At 33.5% G+C, this 19,295-nt stretch carries 25 protein-coding genes; 22 read left to right on the top strand and 3 right to left on the bottom strand.

The window, feature by feature from the left end; translation table 11 throughout:
• The first annotated feature begins 289 nt into the window (after window positions 1–289).
• The 17 genes from HCH28_RS19125 (at window position 290) to HCH28_RS19045 (ending at window position 9,269) form a co-directional block, all read left to right on the top strand.
• Window positions 290–472 (top strand): hypothetical protein, encoded by a 183-nt coding sequence (locus HCH28_RS19125; protein ID WP_221682689.1) that lies wholly within the window; start codon window positions 290–292, stop codon window positions 470–472.
• A gap of 1,084 nt (window positions 473–1,556) precedes the next feature.
• Complete coding sequence (locus HCH28_RS19120) at window positions 1,557–1,802, top strand: hypothetical protein (RefSeq protein WP_221682688.1); 246 nt, start codon at window positions 1,557–1,559, stop codon at window positions 1,800–1,802.
• Window positions 1,803–1,873: 71 nt separating this feature from the next.
• Window positions 1,874–2,854, top strand: a complete 981-nt coding sequence (locus HCH28_RS19115) for a GGDEF domain-containing protein (protein ID WP_221682687.1) — start codon at window positions 1,874–1,876, stop codon at window positions 2,852–2,854.
• Window positions 2,855–3,146: 292 nt separating this feature from the next.
• Window positions 3,147–3,746, top strand: a complete 600-nt coding sequence (locus HCH28_RS19110; protein ID WP_255601686.1) for a thermonuclease family protein — start codon at window positions 3,147–3,149, stop codon at window positions 3,744–3,746.
• On the top strand, window positions 3,737–3,979 hold the full coding sequence (locus HCH28_RS19105; RefSeq protein WP_221682686.1) for a hypothetical protein: 243 nt from the start codon (window positions 3,737–3,739) through the stop codon (window positions 3,977–3,979). The genes HCH28_RS19110 and HCH28_RS19105 overlap by 10 nt, the downstream gene beginning before the upstream one ends.
• Before the next feature lie 48 nt (window positions 3,980–4,027).
• A complete protein-coding gene (locus HCH28_RS19100) occupies window positions 4,028–4,426 on the top strand; it encodes a hypothetical protein (protein ID WP_221682685.1) in 399 nt (132 codons plus the stop codon).
• 231 nt (window positions 4,427–4,657) lie between these two features.
• Window positions 4,658–4,945, top strand: a complete 288-nt coding sequence (locus tag HCH28_RS19095; protein WP_221682684.1) for a hypothetical protein — start codon at window positions 4,658–4,660, stop codon at window positions 4,943–4,945.
• A gap of 18 nt (window positions 4,946–4,963) precedes the next feature.
• Window positions 4,964–5,392 carry an ASCH domain-containing protein gene (locus HCH28_RS19090; RefSeq protein WP_221682683.1) on the top strand — a complete coding sequence of 143 codons (429 nt, stop codon included), beginning with the start codon at window positions 4,964–4,966 and terminating at the stop codon, window positions 5,390–5,392.
• Between the two features lie 37 nt (window positions 5,393–5,429).
• Window positions 5,430–5,714, top strand: a complete 285-nt coding sequence (locus tag HCH28_RS19085; protein ID WP_221682682.1) for a hypothetical protein — start codon at window positions 5,430–5,432, stop codon at window positions 5,712–5,714.
• 65 nt (window positions 5,715–5,779) lie between these two features.
• The gene (locus HCH28_RS19080; protein ID WP_221682681.1) at window positions 5,780–6,502 is read left to right on the top strand and encodes a hypothetical protein; all 723 of its coding nucleotides are present in this window, start codon (window positions 5,780–5,782) and stop codon (window positions 6,500–6,502) included.
• Between the two features lie 54 nt (window positions 6,503–6,556).
• Window positions 6,557–6,877 carry a hypothetical protein gene (locus tag HCH28_RS19075; RefSeq protein ID WP_221682680.1) on the top strand — a complete coding sequence of 107 codons (321 nt, stop codon included), beginning with the start codon at window positions 6,557–6,559 and terminating at the stop codon, window positions 6,875–6,877.
• A gap of 24 nt (window positions 6,878–6,901) precedes the next feature.
• Window positions 6,902–7,117 carry a hypothetical protein gene (locus tag HCH28_RS19070; protein WP_221682679.1) on the top strand — a complete coding sequence of 72 codons (216 nt, stop codon included), beginning with the start codon at window positions 6,902–6,904 and terminating at the stop codon, window positions 7,115–7,117.
• Window positions 7,118–7,159: 42 nt separating this feature from the next.
• Window positions 7,160–7,438, top strand: coding sequence for a hypothetical protein (locus HCH28_RS19065; protein ID WP_221682678.1), 279 nt, complete (start codon window positions 7,160–7,162; stop codon window positions 7,436–7,438).
• Window positions 7,439–7,473: 35 nt separating this feature from the next.
• Window positions 7,474–7,662: a hypothetical protein gene (locus tag HCH28_RS19060; protein ID WP_221682677.1), complete on the top strand. Its 189-nt coding sequence runs from the start codon at window positions 7,474–7,476 to the stop codon at window positions 7,660–7,662.
• 801 nt (window positions 7,663–8,463) lie between these two features.
• Window positions 8,464–8,676 carry a hypothetical protein gene (locus HCH28_RS19055; RefSeq protein ID WP_221682676.1) on the top strand — a complete coding sequence of 71 codons (213 nt, stop codon included), beginning with the start codon at window positions 8,464–8,466 and terminating at the stop codon, window positions 8,674–8,676.
• A 183-nt stretch (window positions 8,677–8,859) separates the two neighbouring features.
• Window positions 8,860–8,997: a hypothetical protein gene (locus HCH28_RS19050; protein WP_221682675.1), complete on the top strand. Its 138-nt coding sequence runs from the start codon at window positions 8,860–8,862 to the stop codon at window positions 8,995–8,997.
• Window positions 8,994–9,269, top strand: a complete 276-nt coding sequence (locus tag HCH28_RS19045; RefSeq protein ID WP_221682674.1) for a hypothetical protein — start codon at window positions 8,994–8,996, stop codon at window positions 9,267–9,269. Before HCH28_RS19050 ends, HCH28_RS19045 begins: the two co-directional genes overlap by 4 nt.
• Before the next feature lie 106 nt (window positions 9,270–9,375).
• Here HCH28_RS19045 and HCH28_RS19040 read toward each other — a convergent pair whose 3' ends face one another.
• Window positions 9,376–9,570, bottom strand: a complete 195-nt coding sequence (locus HCH28_RS19040) for a hypothetical protein (RefSeq protein WP_221682673.1) — start codon at window positions 9,568–9,570, stop codon at window positions 9,376–9,378.
• Window positions 9,571–10,092: 522 nt separating this feature from the next.
• Between HCH28_RS19040 and HCH28_RS19035 the strand changes: the two genes are divergently transcribed.
• From HCH28_RS19035 to HCH28_RS19015, 5 genes are all read left to right on the top strand, one after another.
• Window positions 10,093–10,965 (top strand): DNA cytosine methyltransferase, encoded by an 873-nt coding sequence (locus tag HCH28_RS19035; RefSeq protein WP_221682672.1) that lies wholly within the window; start codon window positions 10,093–10,095, stop codon window positions 10,963–10,965.
• A gap of 489 nt (window positions 10,966–11,454) precedes the next feature.
• Window positions 11,455–11,910, top strand: a complete 456-nt coding sequence (locus tag HCH28_RS19030; RefSeq protein WP_221682671.1) for a hypothetical protein — start codon at window positions 11,455–11,457, stop codon at window positions 11,908–11,910.
• A gap of 274 nt (window positions 11,911–12,184) precedes the next feature.
• Window positions 12,185–15,181, top strand: a complete 2,997-nt coding sequence (locus tag HCH28_RS19025) for a DNA polymerase III subunit alpha (protein WP_221682670.1) — start codon at window positions 12,185–12,187, stop codon at window positions 15,179–15,181.
• A gap of 121 nt (window positions 15,182–15,302) precedes the next feature.
• Window positions 15,303–16,781 carry a hypothetical protein gene (locus tag HCH28_RS19020; protein ID WP_221682669.1) on the top strand — a complete coding sequence of 493 codons (1,479 nt, stop codon included), beginning with the start codon at window positions 15,303–15,305 and terminating at the stop codon, window positions 16,779–16,781.
• Window positions 16,782–17,070: 289 nt separating this feature from the next.
• A complete protein-coding gene (locus HCH28_RS19015) occupies window positions 17,071–17,277 on the top strand; it encodes a hypothetical protein (RefSeq protein ID WP_221682668.1) in 207 nt (68 codons plus the stop codon).
• 545 nt (window positions 17,278–17,822) lie between these two features.
• On the opposite strand, the gene HCH28_RS19010 is transcribed toward HCH28_RS19015, so the two are convergent.
• Entirely contained in the window at window positions 17,823–18,113 is a 291-nt protein-coding gene (locus HCH28_RS19010) for a hypothetical protein (RefSeq protein WP_221682667.1), read from the bottom strand.
• An 85-nt stretch (window positions 18,114–18,198) separates the two neighbouring features.
• Window positions 18,199–19,167: an HNH endonuclease gene (locus tag HCH28_RS19005; RefSeq protein ID WP_221682666.1), complete on the bottom strand. Its 969-nt coding sequence runs from the start codon at window positions 19,165–19,167 to the stop codon at window positions 18,199–18,201.
• Between the last annotated feature and the right edge of the window lie 128 nt (window positions 19,168–19,295).

Raw genomic sequence — 19,295 nt, 5'->3', positions numbered from 1 at the left:
TGGCTTTACTGTATCTGAGAGGTTTTACAATGACCTGATAAACTCTTTAAAGAAAATATCTAACTGAACAATATGAGCATGTTGTTCAGTAGGAAAAAGGGGAACACATCTTGTTTAAAAGTATACTGTTATGTTCTTTATTTGGATTTATAGTATTGGATTTGATTATAGGCACAAAAAAAGTTTGGAAACCAGGCGTTTTGAATTGGTTAATTGCAATTGTAAAGAAGTAAAAGTAAATGTTACTGTACATTTGACGAAAATGTTCAATAAAGGAGAAAGGTAAATAATGCCATTATATAGAATAATTGGTGAGCAAAAAATAACCCAAAGAGTATTGGTAGTCGTGGAAGCAGATTCTGATGAAGAAGCAATGGATCAGGCACGTGATGGAAACATTATAGCTGCTGAAAAAACATTTGATACGAAAATAGATGAGTTTATTCCACTTGAAACTACAAAATATTACTGAAGATTTTGAGGAAAATATTAATAAGGAGGGTATGAAAATTTTATGTGGATGGGACCTATATTTGATTATACAAGAGTTCATTTGAAAATTAGATGTTTTACAGAAAGTTGTGACAATGTACTTGAACATGAATATCCATCTGATAATTGGAGTCCTAGAATAGATGGCAAATGTTCAAAATGTGGACATGCGTATTCCGTTAAAGTAGCTAGCTTATCAGAATCAGATATTATTAGCAGAACAACAGAAGAAGTTTACCGATAAAATCAATCTGTGACTATTTTGATATGGATTTGATAATTGAATATGGAGAGTTGGATTAAGGGAAAGCGCCAAAGAAATAACAATCATATCGTTTTTAAATGTGTTCGTGTCAGAAAGAAAATGCTCAGCATCTAGGAGTGGGATTTTGAAAAAATTGCATAGGGAGGGAGAAGTTTAATTATGATTAAAGCGCTCGTTAATTTTGGTAACAACATAAGAGAAATACAGGCTGTAAATCCTACAGTTAGCATACAATCTAATAATAAAATTACTGTTTATATTTTGAGGAAAATATTTAAATTTAGAAATATATGTGTAAATATTAAGGTTAGAAAAACTAATCTAGAAACACATAGTAGTAGCGAATATTGGGATTGGAGTAAGGGTGATTTCATTCCACAATTTATGGCGTGCATAGCAGTAACAAGTTTGTTCAAAAGGAGTTCAGTGGTGAACGAGTAATAAATATTTCAGACATTGTAGAACAAAGAAATGTCGAAAATGAGTAACGATGTTATCTAAAGAAAAATAAAGCAGTAGTGTTATAACACCACTGCTTAAGAATTGGTCGCCCTTTTATGGATACAATAATGAATTATACCATATTTGTTACTGCTCATAAATAGGATTGTATCATATTAAAATATTTGATAAGATTTAATCAACTAAATACATTATCGGGAAGAACCCGCTTCAAAATACCAATTGTCATGGTTTATTTCAATGACTTCTATTGGCATTTTGAAGCGGGTTTTTGTATTGGATAGGAGAAGTGAAATAAGACATTATAGAATTTTTTTATAAAGGAGAATGAATAAATATGAAAAAATATCGGGGATCATCGATGGAACAAAATGAGGAATCATGTCAGGATCTCGAAGGGCATTGGACTTTCGCACATAGTAAAGAATTAGAATGGGAAAATGCCCCCTTTAAAACAAAAAAGAAAGCAATTGCTGCGGGTAAAGACGTACTTCCATGTGGCTTTTTAATAGGACAGTTAAAGAGAAAAGATAACAATTTGGAATACGAAATTGTGAATCTAGAGAAGTTAACGTTTAGTTGAAAATGAATATAAGAAGAGCTCTTAAAACTAAGAAGTGAATTTGAGAGCAGGAAAAAGAAAGGATGAGTCCAATGCCAATATTAACTATTGTGTTGAGTGCATTATATCAATACATAAGATTGCAATTTAACATGGCCATTAACATGAAAAATGCTAGAAAAGAAAACATGTTACTGTTAATTGGTCAATTACTATTATTACTATCAGCTGGTATTTATATATGGCTGCCGCTCCAGTTAAATTTTTATATCCCATTTTTAATGATGAGCATTTTTTTAATAGAGTTTGTAAAGCCCTGGTTATTGAATGAACACTTTATTAGCAAAATAGTTATAGCTTTACTAGTCATAGCTACCTTCATCCCCTTTGTAAAAGGAATAGCCTTGATTTTTTTAATGCTCTATTTGATTTATGGGGGATATAAATACGGTGAATTTAAAGATCGATCAGCTGTATTAATCATGTCACTCTCAGCATTTTTAACAATTACAACAAACACAGATACATTTATTTGGAGCGGTGCGACAATCTATTTTGTGCTAAACCATATTAAGCACACAGCGCAGCTTTTAAGCATGATGAGAAATGCTAGTGAGAATGTCATTACTGATACCCTTACAGGCCTTTATAACCGACGCTGGCTATTTAAAAAGGCAGAACAATTAGTACAGCTTCAAGAAATAGGAATTATCTTTTGTGACATCGATAATTTTAAAAAATTGAATGATGAAAAAGGCCATGAGCATGGTGATCTTGTATTACAGCAAACAGGGGAAGTTATTCGAAGAATTTTAAATGGTTACGGTTTTGGGGTTAGGTACGGTGGAGAAGAATTGATTGGATTAGTGACTAACACTATGTTCACTGAACGCCTTGCTGAAAAAATCTTGGAAGCAGTCCGAAAAGAGATAAACATCACTATGTCAATTGGTATTGCTGTGGGGCAAGGTTCAGTCGAAGAACTACTAAAGACTGCTGACGAACGTATGTACATTTCTAAAAACACTGGAAAAAATAAAATAACGATACAAGATGAAGTAGAAGCTTCATGAGTTTGGAAAAGCCCTTGCATTAAGGGCTTTTTCGGTGTAACGGTATATCACGATTAGTGTACGAAACGTTAAACAGTCTTGGTCAAAACAAAAATTCGAAGAGGATTGTCGCATTTTTGGAATGTTATTTACCTGAATGTTAAAGAGATATTTTCGATGTAACTACGGACATTCAAAAAGAATACCGCTTCATTGCTTAATTGAGAAATTTATATATTAGTAGCGTTTTTATACAAAAGCTTTAAAACATGCTTAGATAGAACTTGAATATAGACAGAAAAGAGGATGAGACATGAACTGGAAACGAATACTTACAATCAGTTTATTAACCCTATCATTAGCTGCTTGTGAGGCTGATCAAACTAGTCCTAAGAAAGAGCCATCTGTTATTTATGAAGTAAACGAACAAATGATGGCAAAATTAGAAAGTGGAGTAGTTGAAGAAGCACCTATATTAGAATCAAATCAGGAGAAAGTTAAATTTTTATGGGCAAGTGACGGTGATACTGCGGTATTCGAAAGGATTGGCAAAAGCAAGGGGAGTATCGGGGAGCAAATTAAAGTTCGTTTTTTACTTATCGATAGTGCTGAGATGAAAGATAAGAAAACTGGAAAGCCCCAACCTTTCGCTGAAGCGGCCAAGGCACGAACTACTGAGCTCTTACAGTCTGCTAACGAGATAATAATAGAGACGGATGAAGGAGATCATTACGATAAGTACCAGCGATTATTGGCCTATATATTTGTGGATGGTGTATCTGTACAAGAAATCCTTTTAAAAGAGGGGTTAGCGAAGGTAGCTTACGTGTTCCCTCCAAATATCCGTTACTTAGATCAATTTAAAGAAGCGGAGAAAATTGCAATTAATGAGGGTGTTGGACTGTGGAAATGAAAGAAATTACAGACATAAATATTTTAAAGTCAATGGATTTAAGCTCAGTCAATGCAATACAGTACTTAGGGCTAGTTTATACAAAAATAACTATGGTAGGAGAGCCAAAGACAACGTTTCTTTTCTATAGCGAGGCTGAACGTCATTTGATTAAAATTAAAAGCAAAAGTTATTTACTAGCTTCATATGTTATTCTTCATAAGGTTTCAGACAATGTATATAAGACTACATAAAAGCCTTTAGGGAATGTAATTAAGAAGGAAGTAAGGAGATGAATTGTGATGGTTCTTGAACAATTTAGTCTTTTTGATGATGAAATATTCAATCAACCAACTACAAAAAGTAACAAAAAATCGAGACCTATACCTGAACATGAGGCATACTTATTGAATGATCATGTACTACCTTTACTACAAGAGAATGGAATAAAAGATAAAGAACTAAAAGTATGTGTGCGTGATGTTAATGAATCTTGGATGGTAATTGAAGCTGCCACAAAGGATATATGTGTTACTATGACTATTTGGAATAATGGTAATAAAGATTATATCCATTATAAGTCGAATATCATTACAGAGGAATACATAAAACAGTATTTTACAAACCGGACTAAGCCTTCACAAATTTACTATTTAGAAAAGATGTTAGAACGGAATACTATAAAATTCCTTAGTAAATAAGGTTAATATTCTTACTTTTAATAAAATTATTTAGTGTTGAGAATCCATTAGAATTTAGGGTATGGTAAAAGAGGGTTTAATAGAATATAATATCCATAATATCTAAAACAATTCGGAAGCACCGAATAGACGTATTTATTTACGTTTATTCGGTGCTTTTTTATTTCCCTTTGATTTTTTTACAAGGTTTGTGAAAGAGATAATAATAATGTACAGCAAGGAGAGAAAAAATTGGAAGTGTCAACAATTCAAATATCCTCTTCAAATATAAGAGAAGTTATTACAACTTTAATTAATGATTACATTCGAATCGAGAAAAACGAAACAGGGCTAGCGTATCAACAATTAAGCTACTTTAAAAGGGGACAAATAAACATCATTACCAAGCTTATGGGTGAAGAATGGGACTTTGAAGCTACAGGTCAGTGTTATTACGATTTTCTAAAATATCTTGTTGAAAGATATGAGCTAAGTGTATGGAAAATTAATGATTTATTTGAACCGAAAAGTAAAAAATGATCAGGGAGGATAAATTCTATGAAAACAATTACCATAAAACAGCCATGGGCAACCTTAATTGCTCTTGGTGAAAAGAAATTCGAAACACGTTCTTGGCAAACAAAGCATCGTGGTCCTTTAGCAATTCATGCAGGGAAGCAGATTGATAAAGAAGCGTGCGACTACCTGCCTATTAAACAAGCACTTCATAAGCATGGTATTGAAAGTTATAAAGATTTACATACGGCTGTTGTGTTGGCTGTTGTTGATTTAATTGATTGTCACAAAGTACCGAACGAAATAAGTTCTGCTGGTGTTGAATTCGAAAAAAAACTCGAAGGTGATGAAGTTTATTTTGGTGATTACGATGAAGGCCGCTACGCATGGGAGTTAGCAAATTTGCAAGTGTTACCAGAGCCAATTCCAGCCAAAGGAAAATTGAACTTGTGGGAATGGAATAAGGAATAGTCGAAAAAATTGTGCAAGAGAGGATGATGACGAGAAAATGAAAAATGCTACAGTCACAATTAACTACGAAAGTTTTCAATCCATAAAAGATAAAGCAGATAGATACGATAAATTGATTTCAGAGAACAAACGGATTTCGGCTGAGCAAGATGAATTTGTTGAAACTTTATGTAAGTGTCTTGATAATGCAAACGATCAAAAGTTGGCTGTGAATAAACAGTATTTCATTGCTCAAGGGATTAAAGCAATTTGTAGCCATTTAGACATGGATGTGAAGGTTGAATATGGTGATCTGGATGAAGGGAAAGCCCCAAAGAAATAGCAATCATATCGTTTAAAATGTTCGTGTTAGAAAGATATTGTACAACTTCGAAAGGGATTGATTATGTGAAAGAATCCGATTTGTTCGAACCGTTAAAGGAGTTCTTGTATCAAAAAATGGGATGCCAGCAAGTATATGCTGAGGTCAACGATATAGATGTCGTAGGTAGACATGGAAATGTATATATAGGTGTGGAAATGAAAACATCACTAAACTTCAAAGTGATTGAACAGGCAATAAACCGCAAGAGTCTAGTTGATTATGTATTTATTCTCGTACCACAGCCAAAAAGCCAACATCGAAAATTCGTATTAGATTGGATAAAAGGATTAGGTATTGGATTAATGTATTATAACGCAAATCCGAGAACTTTTTCAGAAACCAAAGGTGTAAAAATTATTTACTGGGGAAAACGACAACGACGTTCAAAGTATTTCCATATAGCGGATCGTATCAATGATGAAATCCATTTGGTAAATATCGGTGGTTCTAAGGGCGGGGAAACAATAACGGAATATAAGCTTACAATTGAGAAAATAAAAGAATGCTTATATTTTCACCGTACAGGGCTGACTATAGATGAGCTTCTGGAAAACGTGCAAACCCATTACGCTAACCCTAAACCCTCCACAATGGCTACGTTGCGAGCCAAATGGAATGAAGATTGGCTAGAAATTTTTACAGAGGATAAAAAGCTTAAATATTGTATGAAAGAATCTTATCGTGAAGAGTACTGGGAAGAGCATAAAGAACGACGTGCAGAAATGCGCGCTAGGAATCGTTCTTAACCATTTATAAATTTTCGTTTTAGAAACATATTGTTGAAAAAGGAGAGAAGGGAAATGAATCAAGTAGAAGCTAGAGAGCAGTATTTAAACTTCAATATTCAACTTACTGAGCAATTGTTCAATTTAAAGTTTGAAGGTACTTCATTAGAGGATAAAGAAGTGTTTGTTGAGCGGTATAGGGGGCGTAGGGATGCTGCTGTAGACCAAATTTTATCAGAGATGCATGATGAGTATTTAAACCGTAGTAAGGAAATTGAAAAAATAAAGAAATTTATTCAAACAAAGCCTGATTACAAAGTTTCAGATATTCAGAGATTGTTGATGAAGGGATATAAACATTGCTACCAATTACTAGAAGAGATTGGTGAGCGTTAAACAAGTGTAAGAAAGAATTTGTACATGAAGGATGGCAAAAAGAGTGGAAAATTAGAGGATTTGCCGACGGATGATGAACTTAAAAGAATGTCATTGAACGAATTGAAAGCTCTAGCTGATAGAATGCTATCTTTTTATTTAGCTAGAACAGAGGGTAAGTATTGCTTTATAGACCAAAATCAACTTTGGGAAAAAGAACGAATTTGGTTTAAATACCACATGATGATAAATGAGCGGTGAGGCTATAAAGAATAGTTGAATTTTGTGAAGGAGGCTAAGTGGGTGGCAGAAAAACAAGAAGCATGGGTGCTACGTTTGAAAGATGAATTTAACGACAGTGAAGTAGAACAGTATTATTCAGGGGATGAAGATGAGGGGCTTACAGCAGATTTAAACGCAGCAAACATCATTTACAACAAAGCTGATGCAGAAAATTGGATGAAAAAATGGGAAGAGGCTATTTATTCTAAGTTTGGTAAAGATGCCATTTGCAACACTGGATACACTCATATGATGAAACACTTTGAATTCGTGGAAGTGGAAGTTGAGTTTCAAGAGTAATCGAAAGGTTTTGTACAGAAGAGGGGTCTATGAAATTGGCTAAAAATAAAAAAGTTAAATTTGCAGAAATGGAACTTAAAAACCGTTCAGTTGATGAAGCTGAAAAAGAAGCGAGGGATTTTTTTAAGAACACACGATTAATGGGCAAAGACAAAATTGATGTGAAAATAGCGTTAACTGAAATGAAAAAGGTTGAAGTTGAAAGGGATTTGTTTGGTCTTTGATATATGAGTAATCGATAAAAATTGTGTAGGAGTATTAATTTTATGGCGGCTAAAGGAGGGTTAATCAATGAGTGTATTTGACAGTCATACGTTAATGAGTATCACATCCCTCAATAGCACAGAACAGTTAGTATTGTGCGGTGTTGGGATAGGAATAATTATAATTTTACTTTTAATTGCAACAATTATGGTAACTGACAACAAGAGGAGGAAGTAACCACAATGGAATGGCTGAATATGCAGTGAACTATCACCCGTTTAACAACGAAACAAAACATGACCATGAAAAAATCAGACATACAAGACCAGCTAGAGAGTTCTTTGATGGTCGATTTAGCTACTGAACAATATGGGCATCTTGTTCAGTAGAAGAACCATTATATAGAGAAGAAAGGTTGATTGTGATGAGATTAAAGCTAAATGGACTTGCTGCTACTGCAACTATAATTCTTGTTTGTTTACTATATTTAATCTTTAACCGATAAAGATAGGAACAATTTACTGCACACTTTAAGTAACATGGTTGATAAAACAAAATGTGTAACAAATAGACTACTGAATAATATGAGGATTTTGTACAGGAAGGTGAGAGAACATAAATCGATTAGGTATAGACTCGTTTGCTTGGGTTGTTATAATTTTGACATTTGGTTTCTTGGGTATGTTTTTAGAAAAATTTAAAGAATATTCTTTTTGGAAATGCTTCATTTTAGGTGTAATTGTAGCAAGTGTGGCAGTAATTTTGTTAAAGTGAAAAATTTGCATTAGAAAGAAAATACTCTATAGAATGGAGGAAAACTAATGACTAAAACCAGCACAGAAACAGGTTGGTGCACAGATGGGTTACTAATTACACCCGAAGACACATGGAGTTGTTCAGCTTGTGCTGAACACGTCTCAATGGATGACCAAACAACTAAAGGTGGTTGGTTCGATTATGATAATGACGGAAAATTAGGTTTCATTCACGTTGACTGTTACATAGGAAATCCTAAATTGGATGAAGAAACTTGAATAGTCGTCCGATCTTTGAGAATTGAAAAAATATACTGTAAGGGATTAAAAAACATGGTAGATAAGACTATAAAAAGTGTATCAATTCAAACTTCGAACAATTATTGCGGTCTTAGATTTTGGGAACTCAAATGTTTAAGAAGGGACGGGAGATATAATATCTTCAATTTGATGGTGAGTACCATGCAAGAATATGAGGTAGCAAAAACACTTAATAGTACAAAGAAAGTTACTGACTGGTTAAATTCTGAAGTTGGACTTGCTTGGGTGAACGAGCGCAAAGAAGAAGCGACAAGTACAGGAATAGGGTTGTTTTTATGATACATCAGAGCAATTTTTCAAATGAATGGGAGTATCATGAATTCGAGAAAGAACTGGCAAATGCTAATACAGAAAAATTGTTAGAGATGTTCAAACGAGAGAATGATAATTTTACTACTAAGTGTACTGAGTTAGCTACATACCTAAACAATTGCACAGAAGAAGTCACATCGAAGATTGAAAAGGTCGAATTAGAATGCGATTTATTAGATGACATTAGAATAAAAATCGCTCTAAGGATCGCTGAAATTTTAATAGATATTGAGCAGTGATTACTTTATTTGATTGAAACAGAGCATAGTTGAAAAAGAATATTTGAAAGAAAAATATAGCTCGGTGAGGAGAGAAGAAATAAATTTCTCTCCATACAATACAAAGTCAATAAGCTGGATACGTTCTGTATCCTAATGCAAAAAACATTGAATAATTTTTAAGATGTGTCTTGATTAAATCAGTATTTCTTATTAGAACAATTTGGTTAGGTTCAATAATTCCCAAGTCGTTTTTATTAATTCTTGTAGCGACATCAATCTTTTTACCGTTTGAGAGATTAAAAAAATAGCCTGATTTCATTAAAATACCTCCTTTTTTATATAATAACATTTTTATAAAAATAAAATTAGAAGATGAATAAAACTAAGTGTAGATATTTTAATACTGCAAACAACTTGGTAGACAGCAAACTCAACGAGGTAGGCTAGGTAGAAAACATTATTATTGTGAACATCCGAAAGGATATTGAAGTATGATGAATAGGTGTGGAGCTCCCCAAAACTATAAAATAAGAAGTAGCGGCGGTTATCTAGAAAAACATGCTTATTGTGCTTCCAAAAGGTTCTCTTCGTGTTATAGTTAATATGAAACATATTAACTTAACAGGCACTATCTGCGCACTAAGTCATTTTAATTACATACACATGTGAATAAAATATATAAATAGACTATTAATCGGAAGCACCGAGTAGACGTATTTTAAGTACGTTTATTCGGTGTTTTTTCATTGTTCTTTGGTTTTTTTACAAGCTATTTATGTAGCGAGATAATTCTTATTGAAAGGTCTAGAATTTTAATATCTGAATAAGAAGGTGTTTAAAAATGATAACAGCTAAAAGCTACTTTAGCGGCTGCGGGGGCATTGATTTAGGAATGATGGAAGCAGGAATCGAGATTAAAGAATCATTTGAAATTGATCCTAAAGCTTGTGCGACTCTTCGACTTAACTTTAACCACAAAATTAACGAGACAGACATTACAAAAATAACGGTACTAGATCAACAGGATGCCGATGTTTACATTGGAACTTTCCCTTGTACTAGATACAGTAGTATAGCTGACATACATGGAACCAGAACAGGTGACGATTTATTTTTGCATTTTTTCCGTCACGTGGCCATCGCTCAGCCTGAAGTGTATATTGTTGAGAATGTACCTGGTATGAAAAAGTTTCAAGTCGTAATGGAGTGTCTAACTAAACTCCCGAATTATTATGTACGGGTAGAGTGCCCTGTGAATGCTAATTTGTGGCTGCCGCAAGAAAGAAAAAGGTTAATTGTAATTGGAACCAAAAGGCCCTTTAACAATCTTGAATATCCAGAATCGCAACGTATAACTATGGGAGAAATTATAGATGTAGGAATCGATGTATATACGCCAGATTATGTATACAAGCGATTAAACGGCGAGTATCGAGATAAACCCATTATTACTGACTTGAATGGTATAGCTCCAACATGTGTTGCTCACTATGGGAAGGATCGTTCCACAAGGTTAATTAATGATGGTGTAAAAGTAAGACCTTATTCTGTAAGGGAGTGGGCGAGGTTACAAGGCTTCCCTGATTGGTTTACTTTTGTAGGGACCGATAACGATGCATATAAACAAATCGGTAATGCAGTTCCTATTGATATGGGGAGATGGGGAGGACAGCAAATTTTGAGATATTTTGAGTACTATGGAAAACATGCGTAAATAGTTGAAAGGATTAATTAGACTATGAATAAAATAACTGATATAACCGAACAATTGAACGAAAAAAAACGTGTAGAAAAAGAAGAAAACCGATGGAAGATAATTAAAGATAAATGGAGGATAAAAGGCTATTTGAAATCTTTAGTGATGCTTTAAGGCTCGATTCGTTTATGTTCTATAAATTACATGAAATTAATTGGTACATAGCTATAGATGAAGCTATCATTTTTTTAGCTATTCTAAAATTAACCATTCCTGAACAATTTGAAGAAAATTTTAGTAATATTACTGAGAGAATAAATGATTCTTTCCTCTAATTATTTGGGCTGAAAATAAAGCTCATGTCGTGTAAATATTTATGGTGAACATGATTAAGTATTTAGCATAAACTAAGAGTTTTTCATACTTTTCCCTCTAATACAGTGATATAATTGAATCTATAAAAGTCCTCTGATTAGAGGGCTTTTTTGTAAAGAGAGGGGACAAACAATGAACACCTTTCCGTCAAAGAATAAAGTGTTATTTAAAATATATATCAAGTCGTACACACTTCTTATGCTATTAGTGTGTAGTGCAGTAGGGGCTTATTTTTTAAAACTTTCAAATAAGACAGCTGCGTTTAATATAGTCTTTATTTTGGGATTGGTTTTTCTTCATAAATTGATAAATCGGGCAATGGTTTTACTTATCAGTTTTAATCAAGTGAAGAAAGCGATATTGATGCGAGAAGCATCCTTTAAAGAATTAACTACAAAAGAATGTTTATTCAATTCTTTATTTTTAGCACCTGTAACAGTTATTATGTCTATTGCAATTTACAATTCAAATAATTTAATCATACAAATAATTATTTTCTTTATCATACTCATTTTCCTAGTAATCGGAGAAACAGCAAAATATCGTTTTACATTGTATAAGAACTGGTATGATCAAAACTTAATATAGTTGAAATGATGAAAGACAACATTGAATGATTAGGTTTACTTTCTTATAATGGAGATAGTAAATATCATTTATTTTCTTTCATAACCTCAACCAAACGGTAGAGGTACTTAAAACACTCTATGTAAGTGTTCAAACTATCCATTCAAAATTGGACTAGTCTGCTCGCTTACATAGGGTGTTTTTTCTTTTGTAAGGAAAAAGTAAATGACTAAATCATAGCATCTATAGCTAAAAGTACATAGCTAAAATAAAACAATTTAAGGAGAGAAGAAAAATGTATCTAAATGTCATGACGGAAATGGACACATTAAAAAGTACGATTAAAGTAGAGGCCTTAGCAGAGTTTCTTAAACAAAATCAAGTAACAACATGCGCTGTAACAAATACGAATTTGTTTAGACTGATGGAGTTTGTTTCGATTTTCAAAAAACACAATTTAAAGCCTGTTATTGCGTTAAGAGTAAAAGTTGTATTTGGTTCTAATAATGTGTTGCCGATCTTGTTATATGCGAAGGATAAAACAGGATATGGCAACCTAATTAAAGCATCGAGCGGCATAATGCAAAGCGATGATGGTTTGATGAAATTAAATTGGTTGAAACCTTATTCTGAAGGAATTATTGCTGTTATCCCGATATTAGATAATCACTGGTTAAGTTCTACCGATGAAATCAAAACAATTCAGGATATTTTTAAGGAAGACATGTATTTTGGTGTAGCACGTACTAACTTTATTAGACATAGTGAGGAGCATACAATACAGGAGTTGGCCAAGTTATTAGATATCAAAATTACATCACTCAATGAAAGTTGTTATCTCCATAAAGATGATGCCTTTGCTTACGATGTTTTAAGAGCTATAGAAAAAGGTGATAAAATTTCATCATTTGAGGTAATAGATAATTCTAAATATCTTCCATCTCCTATAGAGTTGCAGCAACGGTATAAAGATAAACCAGAATGGCTAAAAACTGCTTCAGCAATCCTTGAAGCTTGTCATGTTGATTTTGGTGAATATCAAGCACACATGCCTGTATACCCATTAAATAACGGTGAAACACCCAAGGAATGTTTATATAGGCTTGCCTACGAAGGATTGAAAATTCGAAAACAAGGTTTAATACCGAAAGAGTATAAAGAGCGCTTAGATTTTGAACTAGATGTAATAAGCAAAATGGGGTATGAAAGTTACTTTTTGATTGTGGCTGATTTTATGGCGTTTTCAAAGAGGGCAGGTATCCTAACAGGTCCAGGAAGAGGTTCTTCCGCAAGTTCATTAGTGGCCTATAGTTTACAAATTACACAGGTGGATCCACTACAGTATCAGTTATTATTTGAGCGATTCTTAAATCCTAATCGTATCTCACTACCAGACATAGATATTGATTTTATCGATACACGGAGATTCGAGGTCATTCAATATGTAAATGAGAAATATGGGAAGGATCATGTGGCTCAAATATTAACCGTTGGGACACTTACTACAAAAGCGGTCGCTCGTGATGTTGGCCGAGTATTAAATTATGAGGAAGCCGAATTAAAAGCAATGTCTACTCTTATCGATAAATCAAAGGCTACTAATATAAAAGATGTTTACAAGAAATCAAAAGAGTTTCAGGAATTTGTAAACCTAGATAATCGTAATCAAATTTGGTTTGATACATGCTGCAGACTAGAAGGAGTATCACGTAACAAGTCTACACATGCTGCAGGGCTAGTTCTCACACCTAAACCTTTAGTAAACTATGTACCGGTTCAGAAAGGAAGCGACGGTGTTTATTTAACTCAATGGACTATGAATGAAGTAGAAGCGGAAGGAGTTCTTAAAATGGACTTTTTAGGGTTAGCCAATTTAAGAATTATTGACAATATCCTTTCTTCACTTGAAAAAACATATCACATTAAACCGACTTTAGATACGATACCAATGGACGACTTAAATACATTCAATCTATTACAAAATGGATTGACTGAAGGTATTTTTCAATTGGAATCACCTGGTATGCGTGATGCTTTAAATCAAATAAAGCCGACCAAATTTGAAGATATAATTGCAATAAATGCATTATATCGTCCAGGACCAATGGAATTTATTCCGACTTATGCAAAGCGTAAACAAGGTATCGAACAGGTATCTTATCTACATCCACTTCTGGAACCAATTTTAAAAGAGACATACGGAATTATAATTTACCAGGAGCAGATCATGAGGATAGCACAAGTCTTTGCAGGTTTTACATTGGGAGAGGCTGATTTGTTACGACGAGCAATCGGTAAAAAGAAACGTGAAATACTAGAGGAACAACAAGCAATATTTGTTAAAGGTGCTCTTAATCAAAATCACGATGTAAAAGTAGCTGAGGAGATTTATTCAATAATTGTAAAATTTGCAGAGTATGGATTCCCTAAGAGCCATGCTACAGCTTATAGTTTTATTACCTATCGTATGGCATTTTTGAAAGCAAATTATCCTTCACATTTTTATGCTGCATTATTAGATCAAGCAAATGGTAATGTTCAGAAAATTAAACGGATACTTGCTGAAATGAAAGACAGAAAAGTTGCTATACTACCAATAGACATTCAAAAATCTAAAGTAACGAATACTTCGGAAAGTAAAGGTGTTCGACTAGGTTTATTAAACGTTAAAAGCATTGGTGAAAGCAAATTGAACACTTATTTGAATGCTGAGATAGGCAGTGATTTATTTGAATATGCAAGAAATGTTGGTTCGAATTTTGACATTAAAGCTATGGAAGCACTAATTAAAGCAGGAGCTTTTGACCAGGTATTTAAGCAAAAGCGAGGTACCCTGTTGGCGTCATTAGAACGCGCTGCAGACTATTCATATACTGATGAATCCTTAGACTTTGGTTTTGGGAAGCCTACATATGCTGAACAAACAAATAAGGATAACTGCTACAAATTAGAAATAGAAGCCTGCGGTTTCTCTGTTTCCAATCATCCAGTTGAAAATATACGCTCTGTTGAGCTTCAGCACAATACAAATTCAGGTGCTGTTGGGCAATTTGTAAAAGTACCAGGGTTAATCGAAGCAGTTAAAGTAACGATAACAAAGAAGGATGAGGAAATGGCCTTTGTAACTGTATCCGATGAATTTGGAACAAGTAGTGTTACAGTCTTCCCGGCCATGTATAATAAAATTAAACCGTTATTAGTTGAAGGAAATATAATACTTGTTACTGGAAAAATCGAACAAAAATACAATCAGAAATCAATAACAGCAAATCATATAGCTATGTTCCTATAGGGACATAGCTTTTTCTATAGTTTTGAAACCAGTTCAACTCTATTTTCAAGCCAAGACTGGATAAGACTTTATATTACAAATTTTTAACGGTAATATATACTTTATTTAGGGGGTGAGTCATATGGAATTTAATAAAATTCCTGTAGTATTAAAACGGTATTCATTCAAAGAAAAAATGAGAATCTGCACAGAGCATTCAAGAAAGCTAGTAGATGTAAATGGGTTAAATTTTATAGAGGATTTAAACGGTAAAGCCTTACCATGGGAAATAGAAACATTTGCTTTATTTGCTGTCTTATCAACAAATGAATACGATAATAGATCTTTTAGTAGCAAGAAATCCTATAAACAATTTATTGCCATAATAAATGCTATTAAAGGATACATACCGACTCCGCTTGATTTAGGTAAAGAGGAATTCTTAGACAATTTAATAATAGTTTTTGGTTTAACACAATTCCATTTACAAGAACCTTTTATTTTTAAATATCATAGATACAAATATTTTTTTAACTTTAAAAACGAAAAAGTAGATATGACGTCCGAATTTTCGAAAAAATTCGGTGCTGACTATAATGAATTCGCTGAATTTGGTTGGTTAATTAGTGCTTTTTATTCTAAAGACTTGCAACATAATGATTTAGTTAGTAAAATAATCGATTTTTTATTCAAAAAATACTCGCATGTGTTAAATAAACTAGTAATTGAAAGAGAAAATCTGATTTTTTTACAACAAGACGTTACTACAAATATTGACGAGTATTTGTACGGTTTCAAGTATTTTTGCCAATTCCCGTTTGTGAAATATGAGGATAATTTCTTTTTGCCACTTCCTCATTTAGTATTCCAATCTGTTACATCTTCTTTATTATTCCGATTAACAGAGGACAATAAAGGCATTCGTGATGTATTCGGTAAAGAAGTTTTAGAAAGTTACTTATTTGCAATTACTGAGACCTCATTTGAATATGAGGAAATCAAACAAGAATTCGTTTATAAAGGACAGAAGGGCGATGAACGTACTTTAGATTTAATGATAAAACATAACAAACAATGTTTACTCATTGATATAAAGAGTATGGCACCAAGCATTTCAATACGGAATCTTAAAACAAACTCTATTGAAACAACTCAATCAAGACTAATTGGTCAACTAGAATCTTTATACAAACATATCACAAGTAAATTTGCTCAAGATTATGTCCCTTTTGAAAGTGATAATGAATTCATTAAAGAAAATATATTTGGGTGTGTCGTCTTACTAGAAGATTCTTATATTAATCGAGAGAAGATTCACTTAGAAACTGCAAAGAAATTAAATATAGAAACTGACAGTGATGAATACAGATGGATGTGTGCTAATTTACGCATTGTCAGTCTTTATGATTATGAAAGAATTGTTTTCTATAATCAAAACATTTTTGATCATCTAACCTACAGTAGAGATAATCAATCAACATGGTTTAACTATCAAATTTTTCAATATGAGTTAAGTACTAATAGCGAAATGAGTTCTTATGTATTTGAAAGTCAAAATGGCTTAAATGAAATGATTGAAAAATTACAAGATGAACTAATTACGTTAAAAATAATTCAATAATAACGGTTAAATTAATTACATTAACGTTATTATATTCGATTAATCAATGGTTATTTAACCATTAGTAATTATTAATATAGCTTAAAATGATAAATCAATTATCGTTAAGCATAATTCCATGAATAGACATATTTATGAATAGCGTTAAGTGATATAATAATTAACAAGACAAGGTTACCTCCAACCATACGGTACAGGAGCGGATTTTTCAAAGCATGTAAACGATGAATGGGTGTAATGTGCCCATTCATCGAATTACGTGCTTTTTTCATTGTTAGGAGGATTTACTATGACAGAAAAGATGCTACAAATGCTAAAGGAAGCGAAGGGGGAGATCCTTATAAAGGCCGATGGCCAGGTACTCATAAGAGTCGCTGGAGAGGAACATTTATTGGAGAAAATGCAGCAAGAAAAGGCGAGAGTATTTGCTGAAGGAGTACAATTAGCATTAGGATATTTCATCGATTATCGCCCAGAAATAAGGATGGTAGGATGAAAAAGGGAGTTGAGTGACTGTAAAATGCAGCTGCAACTGGAGCAAAAATAGCATGATAAAACACTCATGAAACTCTCCACACATTATACACACACATTACATACACAGTAAGAATAAGCATATTTCCACACACCTCGATAGACCACATACAACAAACATTCCACCCACGTTCTTCTCTTCCGATCCATATTCATCCCTGGTGCTCGAATGACCAACGCTTGAAAATACATCTCGCCCTTCTATCCTCCTTACCCTGCGGTATCAATTTCACGAACTATCTACCTTATCACCCGAAGGGTAGCGAATCGCTATCGCTCACGCAAGCGCGCCGACCGCCCACCCACACAACAAAAAGAAGCGACAGATTTACGTCGCCTGTTTTTGCTACTGTGTACGGGAGAATACGACCCGAACAGACCGCGGGGTAAGGGGGGAGAGAACAGACAAGCTGAACGGGGGTAAGCAAGACAGCGGGGGGCGAGCGTTCAACATGCCGTTGGCATATGGTCTATCGAGGTGTGTGTTTTATATGTGTTTTCATATTGTTAGCTCGCCTTGTTGCCCTTTTCAATTATTTCAGCTAAAAATGAGTTTAATAAATTCGCTAATGCGTGCTGTACTTCTGTGCTATTTAAATTCTTCTTAGCATGGTTATCTAATATGAATTGAAGGCCCCTCTCCCATAATTGGCTTCTAAGTGTTTCAGCATTAAACTCTGCCTCCAAGTAATTCGAAATGTCGCGCAAATACTTGAAGTAAATCTCCTCAATTGATTGAATGCTTTGGTCCTGAACATGCTCATACTTTTCAAATACTTTTTGCAGATCTTTTAACAAGTCTTCCAATATCAAGTTAGGGGAAGCGATCGTCTTATCGATAACCGTTTGTAACTTAATGAATAATTGATGTTCTGTTGGAGCTTTAAAATTTATCGATTAATGGTCCCATATCAAAGGGGAAATTAATTCCGATACCTTTTATCATTTCACGGCTTTTAACCTTCTCTATAACATCTAATATTCTATCCGGGCCAACATACGAGTCAGATAATTCTACCCATATATTAATCAAACCTAGTATTTTTAGATGGCCGATTATTTTCCCTAATGATTTTGAGAAGTATATCTCAGCTGCATTGCATTTTACATTTTCTTTTAAATTCGGATCTTCTAAGATTGATGTACCAACTGGCGTAGCTTCATTTATTGCATATTTAGTCCAGCCACCTTTTCCATGGTATGCAAATTCTTTAGCTGCCCGTAAATCATTACTAATAGCGATTTCAGGATAATACATAGCAATACATTTTATGAGTGTATGAACAGTGGATCTATAAATGCTTATTGGTGTAATTTCTTCAGTTATTTCTAAGGGTCCAACGTACTCGTTGATTTTATGAGACGTGCTGATCTGCTTATGAATAGCATCCACTTCCTTGTCAGTCAACGTTCGTTTAATTTTATCTTCTATCTGTTCTTTGTGTTCCATAAACAACCGTCTAGCTTCGCCTTTACCGTTAGCAATAATTCTAATACTTGCTGAATCATTTTCTAGCTCAGTGATAGTTATTTTTGATTCCTTTTTGGGTTTTCCGCCGCTTTCAATGGTTGTACCATTTGTTGTTTTTATTACTGGTATAGCCTTATGCCGTTGGCCTTTAAATTCCTGCGCATTCATAATGTACTTGGTAAATGGTCGTAAACAACCATCTATCTTTGAAAAGTGCTCATTACATCGTTTACATATGATTTGGCCAGTTTTATGTTCTCCGCCCCAGCAAGAGTTAAAAATATGTTCTTTGTCCGTTACTGGTAACTTTTCCATACAGTAAATGCAATTATGAAGTTCGTTCACACGCATCTTTAAATCGACATCTATAATATCTTTCATTTAAATCACCCCTTAGTTTATATTTATAGTTTATTCCACAATATCATTTACTATTCTCCTATTTATTATTCATTTCTATTATTTTCTACAAGCGTTTATTTGCAAATATCTAAGTTTTGATATTTTAA

This window comes from Lysinibacillus sp. K60 (assembly GCF_019731275.1).
Classification (GTDB): Bacteria; Bacillota; Bacilli; order Bacillales_A; family Planococcaceae; genus Lysinibacillus; species Lysinibacillus capsici.
Note: the sequence above shows the minus strand (reverse complement) of the source record. Positions and strands in the feature narration are given on the sequence as shown.